We start from the raw sequence: 17313 nt of genomic DNA, 5'->3' as shown, positions 1-17313 counted from the left end.
CCCGGCCGACTCCGTAGGCGTCCCGGGCCGACCCGGCCGAAAGGAGGCCGCGCGGATGTCCGCGACCGAGCGTGCCATGTCCCGGGCCGAGCGCGGCGCCGAACGCCGGGCCGGCGCCGACTACACCGGCGGCGTCTACGGATCCATGCTGGCCGCGTCCGTGATCATCGGCGCCGGCAGCCTGGGGTCCGCGCCCCGCCTGGAACTCGTCCTCCTGCTGCTCCTCACCGGCCTGGCCTTCTGGATCGCGCATGTGCACGCCCAACTGTTCGGGGCGCGGGTCGCACAGCGGAGCCTGGACCGCCACATCGTCCTGCACGTGTGCCGCGACGAGTGGCCGATCGTCAAGGCCGCCGTCCCACCGGCCGCCGCCGTGGCCGTCAGCCCTCTCCTCGGCCTCGACCTGTCCGGCGCCCTCTGGCTGGCGCTCTCGGTGGCCGTGGCGGGACAGGTGGGCTGGTCGGCGGCCGCGGCACGCCGGGCCGGCGCCTCGTGGGGACTGGTCGCCGCCACCGCCTCGGTGAACCTGGTGCTCGGTCTCCTGATCATCTCGTTCAAGCTCTGGCTGACCCACTGAACCGACCTCACCTTCCCGGGGTGAGGCCGCGCGGGTGCCCCGGGACGGACGATCGGAGGACCGGCGGCGGCCCGCCGGTCCCAAGGCTCCGAGGGAAGGGGGATACGGCTCATGCGCTACGAGATCCGCGTCGACGGACAGCTGTCGGAGGCGCTGACCAGTGCCTTCCCGGAGCTGGACCATGTGCTGATGTCCGGCCACACCGTCCTGTTCGGGCACATCGTCGACGAGGCACACCTGTACGGGCTGCTGGCCCGCTGCCAGTCCCTGGGGCTACGGGTCCTGGAGATGCGCCAGCTGCCGGAGTGAGCCGAGGAGCGGGGGCAGCGGTAGTGAGCCGAGGAGTGGGGCAACGGTTCAGAGGTTCTCGGCGCGGACCCGGCCCGTGTGGGCGGCGACGCCCAGCGCCTCGAAGTCCCGCTCGTTCCGGTCGGCGTAGGCCTGCGCGAACTCGGCGAGCGCGCGGTCGAAGCGGTCGCCGCCGCCCAGATAGGCGGCGATGGCGACGGGGTCGCCGGAGCGGGCGTGGGCCCGCGCCAGGCTGGCGCCGCACAGCTGTGCGAACAGCTGGAGCTGTGCGGGGTCCATGGTGTCCGGCCGGGCGATGCCCTTCCAGTCGCGCAGCTGCCGCACGTAGAAGTCCCGGCCCCGCCCGTCCAGGCCCACGACATGGGTCCAGCCCAGGAAGATGTCACTGGTCGTCTGCATCAGGCGCTGTCCGGCCACCACACGCCGGCCCTGGTTGTCGTAACCGGGGCCGCCGAGCTGGGCGGAGAGAACCGACTCCTGTGCCTCCTTGGCCTGGAGCAGGAGCGGATCGGTGTCGTCCCGGCCGAGCAGGAGCACGATCCAGCAACGCGTTCCGACGCTGCCGACGCCCACCACCTTCCGGGCCATGTCGACCACGTGGTAGTGACGCAGCAGGTGCCTGCGCTCGGACGAAAGGGTCCGCGCGTACGCGTCCAGGACATTGCGCAGTTCCCTCTCCTGCCCTTCCTCGGAGGGGTCCGCCAGCAGGTCCCGGAGCGGTGTGATCAGCGGCGGGTCCGGCGCGATCCGCCGGCCCTGCGCCGTGACCCGGGTGAGCTTCTCGAATGCCTGGAGATGCGTGCGCGTATGGGCCTTGGCCGTGGCCTCGGCCGTACGGCTTCTGCCCTCCTCGCCCATCGACGAGGCCATCAGCTCCCGCAGCCGGTCGGCGTCGTCCTGCGCGTACCAGATGTCCAGGGTGCGCATGCCGGCGAACTCGCGCAGCCGCCCCCGGTAGGCCCTCACACAGGCCCGCACCGCGCCGCTCTGCTCCTTGACGGTGAAGCCGTTGGCCCGGCCCGCGATCGCGAGACTGGCCGCCAGCCGCTTGACGTCCCACTCGAACGGCCCGGACAGGGTCTCGTCGAAGTCGTTGATGTCGAAAACCAGATGACGCTCGGGCGAGGCCAGCAGCCGGAAGTTGAGCAGATGGGCGTCCCCGCAGAGCTGCACCGTCAGGCCGGTGTTCGGGAGCAGGCCGAGATCCGACGCCATGATCGCCGCCGCGCCACGGTAGAAGCGGAACGGGGATTCGAGCATGCGGCCGTAGCGGATCGGCACCAACTCCGGGAGCCTGGTGAGCGATTGACGCTCTATGACCTCGATCGGGTCGGGCCGCTTCCCGCTCCCCCTGTCCGCGATCGCCTCGAACCCGCCGTGACTCGAACGCGAGGCGCGCTTGCGCGCGTCCCGGCCGTACGCGGCCCTCTCGGCCACCGGCAGGGACGCCGTGAATGTGCTCGACACGGTCATGACTCAGACCTCCTGAACAGCTGTCCTAGTCCGGCGGCTCCCGGCCCTGCCGCCGCAGGCCCGCCCGGACCGCGCCCGCGAGCACGCGTGCCGCGATGCCCACGAGGAGCAGCCCGCCGAGCATCTGGAGCATCGCCATCACCCGGCCCGGCTGGGACCGGGCGGCGATATCGCCGAACCCGACGGTGGCGAACGTCGTCAGCGTGAAGTACAGGGCGTCCGTCCTGGTCAGCGGCTCGCTGAAGGACCCGGGGGTGGACCGCTCCAGCAGGTAGTACGCACTGGCGAAGAGCACCAGAAACAGCGCCAGAGTGGCCGCCAGCGCCTCGACCGCCTTCAGCCGGGGCCAGGACGAGCGCACGATGGACCGCACCTCCCACAGGAAGACCAGGGCCACCGCCACCAGCCCGCACACGAGCAGGGCCCAGCTGCCGTGCGAGCCGGGCCTGTCCAGCGGCAGCAGGTAGTACGCGGTGACCAGCCCAGCCGCGACGCACACGGCCCGCACCACGGCGACGGCCGTCGCACGCCGTCCGGGAGCCGGCTGCCCCCGGTCCGCCGCTGGATCGCTCATCTCAGCTCTCTTCGGTCCTCTTCGGTCCTCTTCGTCCGTGCCGCTCGCGCGCCGGGGTGTGTCCCCGGACCTCCACCTCACCGTCCCGGCGGCATACGGGGATCACCCGCCGGGGGTGATCCGACGGCCGACGGCCGGCGGGACGCTGGCTCGGTGAGGCCACCGCCCACCACCGCGCACCGCCGCGCGAGAACGACGTGAGGAGGAGCCATGACCGTGCCCCACGGCCCGGCACCGCGTACCGGAAGAACGGACGACACCCCTGGCGGCGCGGACGACGCCTTCGCCGGGGCGGACGGCTCCCTCGGCGGGGCGGCGACCGGCGCGATGGGTGACCCGGCGGAGGCGCTGGCGAGGATCGGCCGCTCCTGGAAGTGGATCCTCGGTTCGGCGCTCGCCACGCTCGTGCCGGGTGTCATCGTCCTGGTCTGGCCGGACGAGACCCTGCACGTCCTCGCGGTGCTCATCGGCCTGTACCTGCTCGCGATCGGGGCGTTCCGGTTCGTCGACGTCTTCGCCCGGGAGGAGCACGGCGAACGGCTGCCGGGTCTGCTTCTCGCACTGCTGTACGTCCTGGCCGGGGTGCTGTGCCTGCGGCACCCGCTCCAGACGATCGCCGCGCTCTCCCTGATCGTCGGGATCGTCTGGCTGGCGACCGGCATCCTCACGCTCTACACCGGCCTCGCCGCCAAGGACCTGCCCCACCGCGGTTTCGTCCTCGGCGTCGCGGTGCTCGGCATCGTCGCGGGGATCGTGGTACTGGCCCTGCCGACCGAGTCGGCCACGGCGCTGACCCGGCTGCTCGGTCTGTGGCTCGTCCTGCTGGGCCTGGCCGAGGCGGCGGTCGCCCTCGCCTGGCGGGCCGCCCTGCGCAGGTCCAGCCCCCCGGCGCGAAGCGCCTGAGGGGCCGTCCAGCCCCCCGCTCGACCGCATCCCGCATCGAGGAGGATCCATGGTCTCGGGCAAGAACTCCGTACCGTCCCACCCCGGCTCCGGCGGTGGAACCGGTCACCCGCTGACCGCCGCGGAACGCGCCGAGTACGAGCGGCTGCGCCGGCACGCGGGAGTACGCCACCGGCGACTGCGCAAGGCGGGCGCCACCGTCCTGCTGGTGGTGACCCTCCTGCTCGCGCCCCTCGCCGTCGTCGCGGCCTGGGTGCACGACACGGTCGCCGACACCGACCGGTACGTGGAGACCGTCGCACCCCTCGCGTCCGACCCGGCCGTGCAGCAGGTCGTGATCGACCGGCTGACCAACGAGGTGGTGCGGAACGTGGACGTCGAGGCGGTGACGGACGCCCTCACCAAGGTGCTCGCGGACTCCGGCGCGCCACCGCGCGTCGTGGAAGGCGCCGCGGCCCTCGACGCGCCGCTGCGCTCCGCGGTCAGGACCGTCGTGGACCGCAACGTCACCCGGGTCATCACCAGCGACGTCTTCCAGCAGGCATGGGAGGGCTCGAACCGCCGGGCGCACGCCGCAGTGGTGAACATGCTCACCGGACAGCGGGAAGGCGCCCTCAGCGCCACCGGCGACACCGTCCAGCTCGACGTCGGCTCCGTCGTCGACCAGGTACGGCAGCGCCTCGTCGACGCCGGCTTCGACAAGGCCGCCGCCATCCCCGACACCGACCGGACCGTCACACTGTTCCAGACCGACGAGCTGGGCAAGGCGCAGGACGGCATGCGACTGCTGGACATCCTCGGCACCTGGCTGCCCGTCATCACCGTGGCACTCGCCGCGCTGGCCGTGTGGACCGCGCCAGGACACCGGGTGATGCTGCTGATCACGTCCCTCGGCATCAGCCTGACGATGGTGGTCCTGCTCGTCGCGCTGGCCGTCCTACGACGTGTCTACCTGGACTCCGTCCCACCCGAGGCACTCCCGCCCGACGCCGCCGCGGCCGTCTTCGACACCTTCCTCCGCTTCCTGCGCGACAGCACGCGCACCCTCCTCATCGTCTTCCTGGCCACGGCGCTCGCCGCCTATCTGTACGGTCCGGGGCGGCTCGCCCGCAGAGTGCGGGCGCTGGCCCAGCGGGGCGCCACGGCGGCCGGGCAGGGGTTGCGACGCACCGGAGTGCGCACCGGGCGGACCGGGCGCCGTCTGGCCGCCCACCGGTCGTGGACCACCGGCATCGTCTTCGGGGCGGGCGCCCTGGCCCTCATCCTCTGGAACCACCCCACCGTCGGCGGGGTCGTCCTCGTCGCCGTCCTGGTCCTGGTCGCACTGGCGCTCGTGGCGGTCCTCGCCGCCGCCGCGGATCCCGCCCCGGACGAGGACAGCCTCACCCGCGCCGGGTGAGGCCACCCGGTCCTTGCCGTGCGCACGCTGAAGACGGCGCCACGGGCACGCCGGGTACGGCGGAGCACATGTTCCGGGTGGACGCCCGGGACGGAGGAGGAGAGACATGAGTGAGCAGATCTACCTCGCGTACGACTTTCCGCTGCTGAGCGTCTTCTGGTCCATGCTGTGGCTGTTCCTGTGGATCATGTGGTTCGTTCTGCTCTTCCGGATCGTCGTCGACATCTTCCGGGACGACGACCTCAGCGGCGGGGCCAAGGCCGGCTGGCTGGCGTTCGTCGTCCTCCTGCCGTTCCTGGGCGTGTTCGTCTACGTGATCGCCCGGGGCCGGAACATGGGCCACCGCGAGGTGACACAGGCGCGGGCGCAGCAGGCGGCCTTCGACTCCTACATCCGGGAGACGGCCAAGGGCGGCGGCGGACAACCCACCAGCGTCGACGAACTCGCCAAGCTCTCCGAGATCCGCTCGCGCGGTGACATCACGGACGACGAGTTCCGCCGTGCGAAGGAACTGGTCCTGAGCGGCCACGGCCCGTCGCGGCAGACCGGCGCCGGCACATCCGCCTCCGGGCGCTGAGCGCGCCCGCACGACACCGAATCGAGGCAGCAGTATGACCGCCACACACACCGGGCACGTACATCCGACCAAGCGGTCCCGGCCGTTCGCCGAGGGGCTGACGGCCTTCGCCGCCGTCATGCTCATGATCGCGGGCGTCCTCGACATCTGCCGGGGCGTCATGGCCATCGCCGAGGACGACGTCTTCGTCACCACCCGTAACTACGTCTTCGAGTTCGACCTCACCGGCTGGGGCTGGGTCCATCTCGCCCTCGGCGCCGTCGCCGTCCTCGTCAGCCTCGGCCTGTTCCAGGCGTCCCTCTGGGCCCGCGTCGGCGGCATCGCCATCGCCGGCCTCATCATCATCGCCAACTTCCTCTCCCTGCCGTACTACCCCGTCTGGTCCATCGTGATGATCGCCTTCTCGGCCTTCATCATCTGGGCCCTGTGCGTGGTGAAGCGGGACGACTCCACGGAGTCGCTCTGACCTCGGGCACCCACGGCTGGAGCCGGTGGCGCCCTACGCCTCGGCGGAGCCGCAGCCCGCAGCGCCGGGCTCGGCTCCGCCCCGCTCCTCGTGGATACGGCGGCGCAGATGCGGGAGCATGCCGCGCTTCAACAGGGCCTGCTGCCAGGCCAGTCGCGCCTGCTCCGATCCGTCGGGAGTGGTGGAGCCGCGGATGGCCGTACGGAACAGCGCGGCGAAGGCGAGCAGGGCGCTGGTGACCGCGAAGAGGGCGAGCGTCCAGCCGGCGGATACGAGCGAGCCGGGCAACGGGCCCTGTACGCCGGTCAGTCGCAGAAGGTGGCCGAGGACGAGCACGACCGCCGCGGCGGAGCCGGCCAGGAGCGGCGTGAGCACCGCCACCAGGGGCAGCAGCTCGGCATCGGCGGCCCGGCGCCATGTGCGCCCATCGGCTTCCCCGGCCCCCTCCTCGGCACGCCCGGCCCCGGCGGCGGACGCGACCACCGCCAGATACGCGCGGTATTCACCCCCCGCCGCCGCCACGATCTCGTCGGCGTCCGCCAACGCCCGGACCCGCAGCCGCCGTACGGCAAGACCGGTGGGATCGGCGCCCAGGACGTCCCGGATCTCCGGGGTGTCCAGTGCCAGTCGCAGTACGGCCTCGAAATCCGACCGGTCCTCGGCGCGCAGACCGGTCGGGCGGTACGGCCCGGTCACCGGTCCCTCCTCAGACGTTGACGCCGAAGTCGGCGGCGATCCCGGCCAGTCCGGAGGCGTAACCCTGGCCGACGGCGCGGAACTTCCACTCGTCGCCGTTGCGGTACAGCTCGCCGAAGACCATGGCGGTCTCGGTGGCGGCGTCCTCGGACAGGTCGTAGCGGGCGATCTCGGCGCCGCCCGCCTGGTTCACGACGCGGATGAAGGCGCCGCGGACCTGGCCGAAACTCTGGCCCCGGTTCTCGGCGTCGTGGATGGACACCGGGAAGACGATCCGGTGCACCTCGGCGGGCACGGCCGCGAGGTTCACCTTGACCGCCTCGTCGTCGCCCTCGCCCTCACCGGTGAGGTTGTCGCCGGTGTGCTCGACCGAACCGTCCGGGCTGGTGAGGTTGTTGTAGAAGACGAAGTGTCCGTCGTCGGGGACCTTCCCTGCGGCGTCGAGCAACAGCGCCGACGCGTCGAGGTCGTAGTCCGTGCCCGTGGTGGTGCGCACGTCCCAGCCCAGCCCGACCAGAACGGCCGTCAGACCCGGTACCGCCTTGCTGAGCGAGACATTGCCGCCCTTGGACAGGGAAACTCCCACAGCGCACTCCTTGTTGGTGTCTTGATGTCGTGGTGCCTTGAACGGCTCGGCGCCCGGCTGGGCCCCGATTCGAAATCTACAACACTGTAGAAGGTGGCGGGGCTCTTTGGGCAACTCGTCTTCTACAATTCTGTAGATCAGGGCGGCGGAGCAGCGGAAAGGAGACAGGCGTGACGGACCAGCGGCGTCCCCGGCGGCGGGGACAGGGCGAGTTGGAGGCGCTCGTCCTGTCCGCGCTGCGCGAGGCGGACCGCCCGGCGAGCGCGGGACGGGTGCAGGAACGGCTGGGCGGCGACCTCGCCTATACGACGGTGATCACCATCCTGACCCGGCTGCTCGCCAAGGGCGCGGTGACCCGGGAGCGCGCCGGCCGGTCCTTCGTGTGGACCCCGGCCGCGGACCAGGCGGGCCTGGCCGCGCACAGGATGCGTCGGGTGCTCGACGGCGAGAGCGACCGCGAGGCGGTGCTGGCCAGCTTCGTCACCTCCCTGGCGCCGGACGACGAGCGGCTGTTGCGTGAGCTGCTCGGCCGGGCGAAGGGCGAAGGGGAAGCCTGAGGCGTCATGGGGGTGTTCGTCTTCCTGCCGCTGGTCCTGCCGCTCACGGCGTGGCCGATCGTGTGGCCGGCCGAGCAGCGACCGCATCCGGACCGCCACCCGGCTGCTCACCGGCGTGGCCGTGGTGATGGCGGTGTGCAGCACGGTGTGCCTGGGCCCGCTGATGGCGGTCGGCACCGCGCAACTGCCCGGCGACCCCTTGCCCGACGGCTGTCCGTCGTCGGCGAACTCGGCCGTGACGATGGTCCTCATCCTGTACGCCGCGACACCCCTGTGACCGCCGTCGCCGCCGGGCACGATGAGACGAGTCCGGCGGCCGTACGTATCTCCCCATGGATATCTACCTGATTGTTAGAGTCCTCGGGTCCGGTGATCATCAGTGCCGGACGTTCAGGGGGCAGTCGACCGGCCGGGTGCGGCCGAGGCGGGGGAAGGCCGGTGAGCGGTACGGGACGGCGGCGCGCGGGTACCGGGGGCGGCGGGACGCGGCTCACGCGGCGGGGCCGGGCGGTGGGGTGGATCGCGGGCAGCGCGGCGCTGCTCGTGCTGGGGGTCGGGGGTGTCGGCGCCTGGGTGTACAAGGACCTGGACGACAACATCACGTCCGCCGACGTGGACGACAAGCTCGGCGGGGACCGTCCGGTCAATCTCAGCCCGGGTTCGAAGAACATCATGGTCGTCGGCTCGGACAGCCGTGACGGGGCGAACGCGAAGTACGGCAAGGACCTCACCACCATGCAGTCGGACACGCTGATGGTGCTGCACGTCCCGGCCAACCGGGAGTGGGCGACCGTGGTGTCGTTCCCGCGGGACTCATGGGTCGAGATATCGGCGTGCGAGAACGGTGACGGCGGCACGTCCGGCGCGCATCTGGCGAAGATCAACGAGGCGTTCGCGATCGGCGGCAGCGGCGGCGAGGTCGCCGGGGCGGCCGCTTGCTCGATCAAGACGGTCGAGGCCAACACCGGTCTGCGGATCGACAATTTCATGTCGGTCGACTTCCAGGGCTTCAAGGGGATGGTCGACGCCTTGGAGGGCATAGAGGTCTGCCCGGAAGAGGCCATCCATGACGAGAAGGCCCGCCTCGACCTGGAGGCCGGCTGCCAGACCGTCAAGGGCGAGAAGGCGCTCGGCTACGTACGGACCCGCTACGCCGTCGGTGACGGCTCCGACATCGGACGCATCGGCCGTCAGCAGGAGTTCATGGAGGCCCTCGCGGCGAAGGCCCAGTCCAAGCTGACCAGCCCCACCTCGCTCTACGACTTCATGCAGTCCGCCACCAAGTCCCTGACCACGGACGAGGATCTCGCCGGCATCGACCCGCTCTACGACCTCGCCTCCGAACTCAAGGGCATCCCGAGCGACCGTCTGACCTTCCTGACCGTCCCCAACTACCCCCGCGAGGCGGACGTACCCACCGACAAGGCCAACATCGTCTGGCAGTACCCGCAGGCCGCCGACCTGTTCACCTCCCTCGCCAAGGACAAGGAGGTCGACAAGAAGCGACTGCAGACGGAGGCCGAGAACGACCTGATCTACGCGTCCTCGGTGCGTGTCCAGGTCCTCAACGGCACCGGCGTCACCGGGCGCGCCGCCGCCGTCGCCGAGAAGCTGAGCGAGGCCGGCTTCACCGTCGTCGGCACGGGCAACGCGCCCGAGACCACCGGCGATACGACGGTCACCCACCCGGCGGACCTGACCAAACAGGCGGCCGTCCTCGCCGCGCGACTGCCGGACACCAGCGCCACTCGGTCCGCGGACGCCGCTGCGGGCGTGGTGACCCTGGTCGTGGGGACGGATCTGGACCTCGACGAGCTGCGGTGACCGTGTCCCGAAGGGCCGCGGTGACCCGGGTGGGCCGGGAGACACCGACCGCCGTCTCCCGGCCCACCACGGCCCGCTAGCCCTCCTCTTCCTCTTCCTCCTCGTCACCCTCGAAGAAGTCCCCCACCTCGTCCACGACCTCGGCAGCGACCATGCCACCCACCACACCGACCGCGAGCCCGGCCGCACCGGCCGCGACGGCGGTGCCCATGCCGGGGCCGGAGCGATGGCCGTCGCCGTGGCCGTGTGAACTCCCCTGCTCGTACGGGGAGTCGGACCCGTACGCGGCCCGTTGTCCGACCAGCTGCCGCATCCAGCCGTCGACCAGGGTGTTCCAGTCCTGGTGGGCGGCTTCGTCGTGGGAGACGGTGAAGCGGGTGAGGGTGTCGTGGCCCTCCGAGAAGAGGCCGCCGCGCTTGTCGGCCTCCAGGACGACGTCCAGGCCGGCCGGGGTGGCGAGGAAGGTCAGCTCGATCTCGTTGACCTGGTGGGCGTATCGCGGGGCCGGGGTGACCTCGATCTCCTGGTAGAAGGGGAGTCGCTGGCCGGTGCCGCGGATCCGGCCGACTTCGAGGTCGGCGGACTTGAAGCCGAAGCCGAGCTGACCGAGGGCTTCGAGGATCGCCTCCTGCGAGGGCAGCGGAGTGACGCTGAGCTGGTCCAGGTCGCCCTTGTCCTTCGCGCCGGCCACGGCCAGTTCGGTGCGCACGCCGAGCACGATGCCCAGGCTCTGCCCGTACAGCTCGGTGATCGGGGTCTCCCACGGCAGGGCCATGGTGAACGGGATCTCGCGCACCTCGCCCGCCGCGAGCCGGAAGCCGCCGCCGACGGTGGAGCGGTCGAAGACGGCGACGCCCTCGCTCTCGCCCTCCTCGTGCTCGGCCTCGACCCGGGCCACCAGCTCCAGGGTGATGTGGTCGATCTCGAAGTCGCTGTCGCCACCCTTGAGATGGACCCGGCCGGTCAGTGTGCCACCGGGGCGGACCGCGCCCGGTTCGAGGACCGTGTCGACCGTGGGACCGCCCACGCCGAGCGAACCGAGCAGTCGTTTGAACACCATCGTGGCGTCCACTCCTTAAACGTACGTGCGTTGCGTGTCTTACGCGTGCTTCGTGGGGGCTGTCGCCTGTACGGGCATGCTGCCTCTACAGGCATGTAGAAGCATAGGGGGATCATGGACCGCTCACGCCGTGCCCGGGGGGCGGCCATGGGGAAAGTCCGAAAAGAGCCGTCGGTGGGGACCGACTCGCCGCGGTCCGGAGGTGGCCGGGCCGCGGCGAGGGGTGAGCCGATGGGCGGGGGGTCAGCTGCCGGTGAGGGAGATGGCCAGGTCGGTGATGTTCAGCGGGAACTGCTTGATGAAGGTCGCCTCGCCCGTGAAGGCGTTGACGCTGTACAGGGAGGGGGTGGACGCGCCGTACGGGGTGAGGGAGGCGAAGGCGGCGTTGTCGACCGTCTTCCCGCCGGACAGGGTGCTGTAGATGTCCATGCCGGCCTTGAGCTGGGCATCGATGCCGAGGCTGCCGGTGGGGGCGAGCGTGCCGTTGTTGGCCGGGGACTGGATGACGACCTGGTCGCTGTTGGTGTTGATGTCGAACAGCGTGGTCGCCGTGGCCCCGTTGAGGTCGTTGTTCGTGTACGCGGCGGCGGTGACGCCCTTGGTCGTGCCCTCGGTCGGCGGGGTGGTGAGGTTCACGTCCTGGATGGTCGTGTGGTCGTTGAGGTTGTGCCGCAGGTTCTGGCCGTTGTCGCTGATCACGCGGAGGCGGTCGGCGGCCGGGTTGAAGTCGACGCCGAACTGCGTGCCGGTCAGCGCGTACTGGAGCTGGGACACCTTGGTGACCACGACGTCCGTGGTGGCCGGCGGGGTCTTGATCGTGTAGATGCCGCCCTTGTTGCCCACTCCGTACATCAGGCCGTCCTGCACCCGGAAGTCGATCCCGACCAGGGCCGTGTCGCCGCTGAGCCCGGTGATGACCCGCACCCAGTTGAGCACGTCCGGCCTGTCCGTCGTGAACGTGGCCATGAGGGTGCCGTCGCCGCTGATCCCGAACGCGCGCAGACTGGGGACGGCGGCGGGGGCGGCCGAAGCGGTGCCCGGCATACCGAGCATGAGTGCCGTCGACGTGACCACGACCGCCATCGCCGCCGTGATTCTCTTTCTCGTGCCTGCTTTCATCGGGGTTTCCCTCCCGTTTGGGCGAGCGCCATCGTGTGGCGCCCGGCTGAGGAATTTCGTACCCGCGCCCGTACTGATTGCCGGAGCCCTTCCGGAGTCGTGCCGGAATGATTGCCCCGCTCTTCCCCCACGGGCGTCTAGGCGGTTCTCATTAAGGCTGCTTTACGACTCCTCCACAAGCGGAAGCCGGGAGGGGAACGCCCCGATCCGAGAATTTTGCACATGGTGACAAAAACCCTGTCGGCATACTTGCCGCCGATTTATGCGGAGTGATGAACGCCGTCCGGATCTCGACTGTCGCCCCGTTCGTCCGGAATGACATGCTCGCCTCCATGGGGAGCCTCTTCGCCGAACTGGCCCGTCAGGTGTCGACCAACGCCCGACGGGAGGTAGAGACGTACACGCGTGAGATCCCGGAGTTCGGGTTCCTGGACAAGGACCCCCGGGCTCGGGTCGAGACGCTGGAACACTCGATGTGGTTACGGCATCGCACGGTCGAACTATCGCCGCACAACGGTGAGTTGAGCGATGACGATCTCGGCTACATCGCGTCCATGGGGGAACTGCGGGCCGGTGCGGGGATGTCGCTCGACGGACGGCAGCAGGTGCTGCGCGTGCACACCGCGCTCATGCTGCGCGAGATCAACGAGGCGACCGAGGCCCAGCGCGGCGGCGGCGTCGACGAACTCATGCGGATGATGACCTGGTTCGCCCCGCAGGGCGATCGCGGCATCGGCGCCTACCGCCAGGGATTCGTGCGCGTACTGCGCCGCCGAATACCCTATGTCGAGCAGGTCGCCCTGCTCGCCCGGTCTTTGCTGGACGGAGATCCGATATCCGCGGAACTCGCCTCGGCCGTCGACTTGGAACTGCCCGATTACTGCGCGGTGACGGTGTTCCGCCTACCGGACCGGCCCACCGTCGACCGATTCCTGGAAAACGAGATCGAGACTCTGGTGAAGAGCCATCAGGTGCCGGTCGTATGGGGCCCGGAGCACGGAGACGGCAGTGGTGAGCTGATCGCCCTGGTTCCGCTCGCGGGCACCGCGGCGCCGCACCTCGTCCCCGACCTCCTGCCCGAGCTCATCCCCGCCCACCTACCCGAACTCGTACGTGACTTCGCCCTCGCCCTCGGCCGGCCCTGCGCCGTCGGCACCGCCACCGCACCGCTGTCCGGCCTGGCCGACGCCCTCGACCGGGCCCGGCGGATCAGCCGGGCGGCCCCGCTGCGCCCACCGTCCGCCCGGCCGCGACCGCACACCCTGGCGGACGTGTTCGTCGAACTCGCCGTCGCGGACGTGCCGTTCGTCGACGAATGGCTCCGCACGGTGGCCCGGAACCTGGACTCCGGCCCCGACCTCGTCGCGACCCTCGACGCGTACTACCGCCACGACATGCACCGGGGCGTCACCGCGACCGCCCTCAACGTGCACACCCGCACCCTCGACTACCGCCTGCGCCGGGTGCGGGAACTCACCGGCCTCGACCCCGGCTCGACCCGGGGTGTGCGCACCCTCGGCGCGGTCGTCGCGCGGCACCTGTCGGGAGCGTGGCGCTGACCGCGCGGGCGGAGGTGGCGGGCGGAGGCAGGTGGGCGCCGTCCCGCCTCCGGCGGCGATACGGCAGGCTGGGGCGGTGAGCAACTCCACTGATTCCCTCTTCGTCAAGATCTGCGGTCTGAAGACCGAGCAGGACGTCGACACGGCCGTCGAGGCCGGCGCCGACGCCGTCGGGTTCGTCTTCTCGGCCAGCCCGCGCCGGATCGACGCCGCCACGGCCGCGCGACTGAGCCGTCGCGTCCCGGAGCACGTCCTGACGGTCGGCGTCTTCCGCGACGAACCGCTGTCCGACGTACGGTCCCTGGCCACGGACTCGGGAATCCGGGCCGTCCAGCTCCACGGCCCCGAGGACCGCGCCTACTACGCCGACCTGGCGAAGGGCGGCTGGACCCTGATCCGCGCCGCCGCGTTCGGCGACTCGGTGCCGCGCTGCGGGGAGTTCGGCGAGGACATGCTCCTCGTCGACGCTCCCGTCCCCGGCTCCGGCATCGCCTGGGACTGGACGAGCGAACCAGTGGCCGCCCCCGGCGACAAGTGGCTCCTCGCCGGCGGCCTCAGCCCGGAGAACGTGCGCGCCGCCGTCGCCGCCACCCACCCCTGGGGCGTCGACGTCTCCAGCGGCGTCGAGCAGAGCCGAGGCGTCAAGGACCCCGCGCTGATCACGGCGTTCATCGAGGCCGCCCGCACCGGGAACTGACTGGTCACCGCCGAAGTCACCAGGACCACGGCTGTGGGTCGTGAGGACGGAGCTGTGAGTAGTGATGCCCGCCGTTCCCCCGGAAGTGACCCTGGGGTAGGGTCCCCACCGTTCCGGCTACCGACTGAAGGTGCGCCGGTACAGGGAGTGTCGGAGGGGCGGCATGGTGAGGGAAACCCAGACGGACGAGGGCGGGTCCGTGGAATTGCGGGACACGGGGCTGGAGACGATGTCTCCTGAGCCGCTGCTGACCCGTGACTACGAGACGCGCCCCTCGCTGGTGTACGAGCGGCTGCGGCAGCGGCACGGCCCCGTGGCGCCGGTCGACCTGCTGGGCGTACCCGCCTGGCTGGTCCTCGGGTACCGGGAGGCACTCCAGGTGCTCCAGGACGACGGCGGGTGGCCGAAGGGGCTGGAGAACTGGCGGGCCCGTACGGAGGGCCGGGTGCCGGCCGACTGGCCGCTCGGGCCGTCCCTGGAGGTCAACCACGTACTGATCCAGGGCGGCCCCGGCTACCCGGCGCTGCGGACCGCATGGGACCTGGCGCTCAGGCCGTTCCAGGACCCGCGCAACCCGCAGGCGAAGCGCCTGAAGGCGGCCGTCACCGCCTACGCCGACGAACTGATCACCTTGATGGGCGAGGCGGGCGGCACGGGTCTCGCGGACCTGTCCGCCCAGTTCTCCCGGCCGTTGCCGTTGATGGTGGCCAGCCATCTGCTCGGCTTCCCCGGATCGCAGGGCGACGACGCCCTGATGGACATGTGGCGGGTACTGGACGCGGGTCCCGACGCGGGGCCCGCCCTGGACCGGCTGCTGGGCGCGCTGGCGGAACTGGCCGAGCTGAAGCTGAAGACACCGGGCGAGGACTTCCCCTCCTATCTGCTGGCCGCCCACCCGGGCCTCTCGCTCGACGAGCTGGCCCGTGAGCTGTTCATGCTGCTGGGCATGACCTCCGACCACGTCGGCATCCTCATCTCCAACACGGTCGTCGAGGTCCTCTCGGGCGAGGACAGTGTGCGGGCCAGCCTCTCCGCCGGCATGGTCCGGGAGGCCATGAACCGGGTTGTCATGCGCAAGCCGCCTCTGGTGAACTTCGTGCCGCGCTTCGCCGCCGAGGACACCCGGCTGGGCAACTACACGATCCGCGCGGGCGACCCGGTCTGGGTCTCCTCCGCCGCGGCCCACGCCGACCCGCTCTTCGCCGACCATGTGGCGCCGAGCACCACGGTCAGTACGCGGGCCCACCTGTCCTGGGGCGCGGGCCCCCGCCAGTGCCCGGCCCGCGAACTCGCCTCGACGGTCGCGGCCGTCGGAGTGGGCCGTCTCTTCGAGCGCTTCGCGAACCTGGACCTCGCCCTGCCCGTCGACCAACTGCCCTGGCGCTCCTCCCCCTTCATGCGGGGCCTGCGCTCGCTCCCCGTACGGTACGAACGCGCGCCGACGCCCGAGCGGCCGCCGTGGGAGAGCACGGATCTGGAGCCGGTGGGGGAGGCGGTGGGGCCGGTGGCACCGGATCCGTCCGCCCGGCAGCGTTCGTCCTTGTGGCGCTATCTGACGGGGCTGATCCGCCCCGGCCGCTGAGACCCGGCGCTTGCACAACCGACGCGACAACCCCGCCCTCGGCTTGCTCAGTCAGTGGCGCCCGTCGTGCAAGCCCGGGACTTCACTCCCGGGTGGATGACGACTCCTTCCCGGTGAGCAGCCGCCGGGGGTTGGCGATGCGGAAGGCGTACGCCGCCGCTCCGCCCAGGCCGTGGCCGGGCTGTTGCGGGGGCTCCGCGTAGGGGCGGTCCGAGCCCTGGACGACGGCTTGCACGCCGAGGGCGCGGGCCACGGCGTCGACGGCGGTCGGGCCGTAGGAGGAGGTCTCGACGAAGACGTCCGGATCGGGCCCGGTGTCGCTGCCGTCGCCCCGGGCGGCGAAGCGCTCGCCGTGCAGCGGGGCGAGCCCGGCCAGTAGGGCGAAGCACACCCGTAGCCGGGGATGGCGCGGTCGGCCGAAGGCGCGGAAGGCGAACCAGGCGGAGTGCATCTGCTGGACGTAGGGGACCATCGCGGGCCACCAGCCGGGCCCCCCGGATCCGCCGGGCGCGGGCCCGGGGTGGACGAACAGCGGGAGGCCGCGCTCTTCGAGCAGGTCGAGCAGCGGGGCGCAGTGGGCGTAACCGGCCGCGTCGGCAAGGGCGTTCGCCGGGAGCTGGAGGCCGGCGAAGCCCAGGTCGAGGTCCTCGGCGGTCGCCTTCGCGTCGACGTCCCGGACGCAGGCGGCGGCCCAGGCGCCGAACGGCTCGGGGAGCGCGGCCGCGCCCTCGTGGTAGGCGTCGAGCAGGGGGCGCGCCTGTGTCGCGGGCAGCCACTCCACGCCGATCGGGGAGGACAGGGAGACGAGCGCCCGGCCGAGGCCGTCGGTGGCGGCGAGTTCCGCGCGCCGGGCGACGTCGTGGTCGGCGGGCGTGATCCCGTAAGGGGGCTCCCCGTCCAGGTACAGGGTCCAGCCGTCCAGGAACGGTGGTTCGCGGCGCGACCGCAGGGCCGTCACCAGCGCAGGGGTCCACAGATGCTGGTGCACGTCGCAGTTGGTCATGACGTTCCTCCCACCGAGCCCGACGCAGCCCCCATCAGGGCGCGCAGTGTGCGCCGGACGCCGTCGGACCCCAGGATGTCGCGGCTCACCGCCTCCACGTCCACCCCGCAGGGCCGGTCGTCGTCCAGGCGGGGAACAACTTCCCTGATCGCGCGGTGCAGGAACGCCGGACCCCGCCCCACTACGTGGGGCGCCGCCAGATCCACGGCCTGCGCGGCGACCACGGCTTCCACGGCGAGCAGTTGCCGCAGCCGGGTGAGGAGCGTCGTCAGCCGGCGCGCGCCGAGCGACGCGTTGGTCGAGTCGTCCTCGACGGCGGCGGCGCCGTGGCGGGGGTTCGGACTGCTGGCGG

18 protein-coding genes and 2 pseudogenes are annotated in these 17313 nt (G+C 71.4%); 12 read left to right on the top strand and 8 right to left on the bottom strand.

Annotation, left to right across the window (positions count from 1 at the left end; genetic code table 11):
* The first annotated feature begins 55 nt into the window (after positions 1 to 55).
* Together I8N67_RS34105 and I8N67_RS34100 are read left to right on the top strand one after the other, a co-directional pair.
* Positions 56 to 577 (top strand): hypothetical protein, encoded by a 522-nt coding sequence (locus I8N67_RS34105; protein ID WP_200308143.1) that lies wholly within the window; start codon positions 56 to 58, stop codon positions 575 to 577.
* 111 nt (positions 578 to 688) lie between these two features.
* Entirely contained in the window at positions 689 to 886 is a 198-nt protein-coding gene (locus I8N67_RS34100; RefSeq protein ID WP_200308142.1) for a DUF8691 family protein, read from the top strand.
* Between the two features lie 48 nt (positions 887 to 934).
* On the opposite strand, the gene I8N67_RS34095 is transcribed toward I8N67_RS34100, so the two are convergent.
* Together I8N67_RS34095 and I8N67_RS34090 are read right to left on the bottom strand one after the other, a co-directional pair.
* Complete coding sequence (locus I8N67_RS34095; protein WP_200308141.1) at positions 935 to 2359, bottom strand: DUF2252 domain-containing protein; 1425 nt, start codon at positions 2357 to 2359, stop codon at positions 935 to 937.
* A 25-nt stretch (positions 2360 to 2384) separates the two neighbouring features.
* Positions 2385 to 2933, bottom strand: a complete 549-nt coding sequence (locus I8N67_RS34090) for a potassium channel family protein (protein WP_200308140.1) — start codon at positions 2931 to 2933, stop codon at positions 2385 to 2387.
* Between the two features lie 210 nt (positions 2934 to 3143).
* Here I8N67_RS34090 and I8N67_RS34085 point away from each other — a divergent pair, with 210 nt between their 5' ends.
* From I8N67_RS34085 to I8N67_RS34070, 4 genes are all read left to right on the top strand, one after another.
* Positions 3144 to 3836, top strand: a complete 693-nt coding sequence (locus I8N67_RS34085; RefSeq protein ID WP_200308139.1) for an HdeD family acid-resistance protein — start codon at positions 3144 to 3146, stop codon at positions 3834 to 3836.
* Positions 3837 to 3885: 49 nt separating this feature from the next.
* The gene (locus tag I8N67_RS34080) at positions 3886 to 5235 is read left to right on the top strand and encodes a hypothetical protein (protein ID WP_200308138.1); all 1350 of its coding nucleotides are present in this window, start codon (positions 3886 to 3888) and stop codon (positions 5233 to 5235) included.
* Positions 5236 to 5341: 106 nt separating this feature from the next.
* Positions 5342 to 5812 carry an SHOCT domain-containing protein gene (locus I8N67_RS34075; protein ID WP_200308137.1) on the top strand — a complete coding sequence of 157 codons (471 nt, stop codon included), beginning with the start codon at positions 5342 to 5344 and terminating at the stop codon, positions 5810 to 5812.
* Between the two features lie 34 nt (positions 5813 to 5846).
* Positions 5847 to 6278 (top strand): DUF7144 family membrane protein, encoded by a 432-nt coding sequence (locus I8N67_RS34070; protein WP_200308136.1) that lies wholly within the window; start codon positions 5847 to 5849, stop codon positions 6276 to 6278.
* Positions 6279 to 6311: 33 nt separating this feature from the next.
* On the opposite strand, the gene I8N67_RS34065 is transcribed toward I8N67_RS34070, so the two are convergent.
* Positions 6312 to 6974 carry a hypothetical protein gene (locus I8N67_RS34065; RefSeq protein WP_200308135.1) on the bottom strand — a complete coding sequence of 221 codons (663 nt, stop codon included), beginning with the start codon at positions 6972 to 6974 and terminating at the stop codon, positions 6312 to 6314.
* A 10-nt stretch (positions 6975 to 6984) separates the two neighbouring features.
* Complete coding sequence (locus I8N67_RS34060) at positions 6985 to 7560, bottom strand: TerD family protein (protein ID WP_200308134.1); 576 nt, start codon at positions 7558 to 7560, stop codon at positions 6985 to 6987.
* A 170-nt stretch (positions 7561 to 7730) separates the two neighbouring features.
* Between I8N67_RS34060 and I8N67_RS34055 the strand changes: the two genes are divergently transcribed.
* The 3 genes and pseudogenes from I8N67_RS34055 to I8N67_RS34045 all read left to right on the top strand — a co-directional run bounded on the left by I8N67_RS34055 (position 7731) and on the right by I8N67_RS34045 (position 9941).
* Positions 7731 to 8117: a BlaI/MecI/CopY family transcriptional regulator gene (locus tag I8N67_RS34055; protein WP_200308133.1), complete on the top strand. Its 387-nt coding sequence runs from the start codon at positions 7731 to 7733 to the stop codon at positions 8115 to 8117.
* A gap of 6 nt (positions 8118 to 8123) precedes the next feature.
* Positions 8124 to 8328, top strand: a pseudogene (locus tag I8N67_RS34050) (M56 family peptidase); the annotation flags it as partial.
* A gap of 227 nt (positions 8329 to 8555) precedes the next feature.
* A complete protein-coding gene (locus tag I8N67_RS34045; protein ID WP_200308132.1) occupies positions 8556 to 9941 on the top strand; it encodes an LCP family protein in 1386 nt (461 codons plus the stop codon).
* A gap of 76 nt (positions 9942 to 10017) precedes the next feature.
* Here the strand turns inward: I8N67_RS34045 and I8N67_RS34040 are convergent, their stop codons facing one another.
* Together I8N67_RS34040 and I8N67_RS34035 are read right to left on the bottom strand one after the other, a co-directional pair.
* A complete protein-coding gene (locus tag I8N67_RS34040) occupies positions 10018 to 11001 on the bottom strand; it encodes a sporulation protein (RefSeq protein ID WP_200308153.1) in 984 nt (327 codons plus the stop codon).
* A gap of 243 nt (positions 11002 to 11244) precedes the next feature.
* The gene (locus I8N67_RS34035; protein ID WP_200308131.1) at positions 11245 to 12120 is read right to left on the bottom strand and encodes a DUF4394 domain-containing protein; all 876 of its coding nucleotides are present in this window, start codon (positions 12118 to 12120) and stop codon (positions 11245 to 11247) included.
* 332 nt (positions 12121 to 12452) lie between these two features.
* Between I8N67_RS34035 and I8N67_RS34030 the strand changes: the two genes are divergently transcribed.
* The 3 genes from I8N67_RS34030 to I8N67_RS34020 all read left to right on the top strand — a co-directional run bounded on the left by I8N67_RS34030 (position 12453) and on the right by I8N67_RS34020 (position 15958).
* Positions 12453 to 13679 (top strand): PucR family transcriptional regulator, encoded by a 1227-nt coding sequence (locus tag I8N67_RS34030; RefSeq protein ID WP_200308130.1) that lies wholly within the window; start codon positions 12453 to 12455, stop codon positions 13677 to 13679.
* A 76-nt stretch (positions 13680 to 13755) separates the two neighbouring features.
* On the top strand, positions 13756 to 14376 hold the full coding sequence (locus I8N67_RS34025) for a phosphoribosylanthranilate isomerase (protein WP_307835453.1): 621 nt from the start codon (positions 13756 to 13758) through the stop codon (positions 14374 to 14376).
* A 163-nt stretch (positions 14377 to 14539) separates the two neighbouring features.
* Positions 14540 to 15958, top strand: a complete 1419-nt coding sequence (locus I8N67_RS34020; protein ID WP_200308128.1) for a cytochrome P450 — start codon at positions 14540 to 14542, stop codon at positions 15956 to 15958.
* A gap of 82 nt (positions 15959 to 16040) precedes the next feature.
* Here the strand turns inward: I8N67_RS34020 and I8N67_RS34015 are convergent, their stop codons facing one another.
* Both I8N67_RS34015 and I8N67_RS34010 read right to left on the bottom strand, forming a co-directional pair.
* Positions 16041 to 16961, bottom strand: coding sequence for an amidohydrolase family protein (locus tag I8N67_RS34015; RefSeq protein ID WP_200308127.1), 921 nt, complete (start codon positions 16959 to 16961; stop codon positions 16041 to 16043).
* Positions 16958 to 17313: pseudogene (locus I8N67_RS34010) on the bottom strand (HAL/PAL/TAL family ammonia-lyase); the annotation flags it as partial. The pseudogene I8N67_RS34010 and the gene I8N67_RS34015, both read right to left, overlap by 4 nt.

It is taken from the genome of Streptomyces adelaidensis (assembly GCF_016598475.1).
In the GTDB taxonomy this organism is placed as follows: Bacteria; Actinomycetota; Actinomycetes; order Streptomycetales; family Streptomycetaceae; genus Streptomyces; species Streptomyces adelaidensis.
This window is presented reverse-complemented; position numbering and strand designations above follow the sequence as displayed.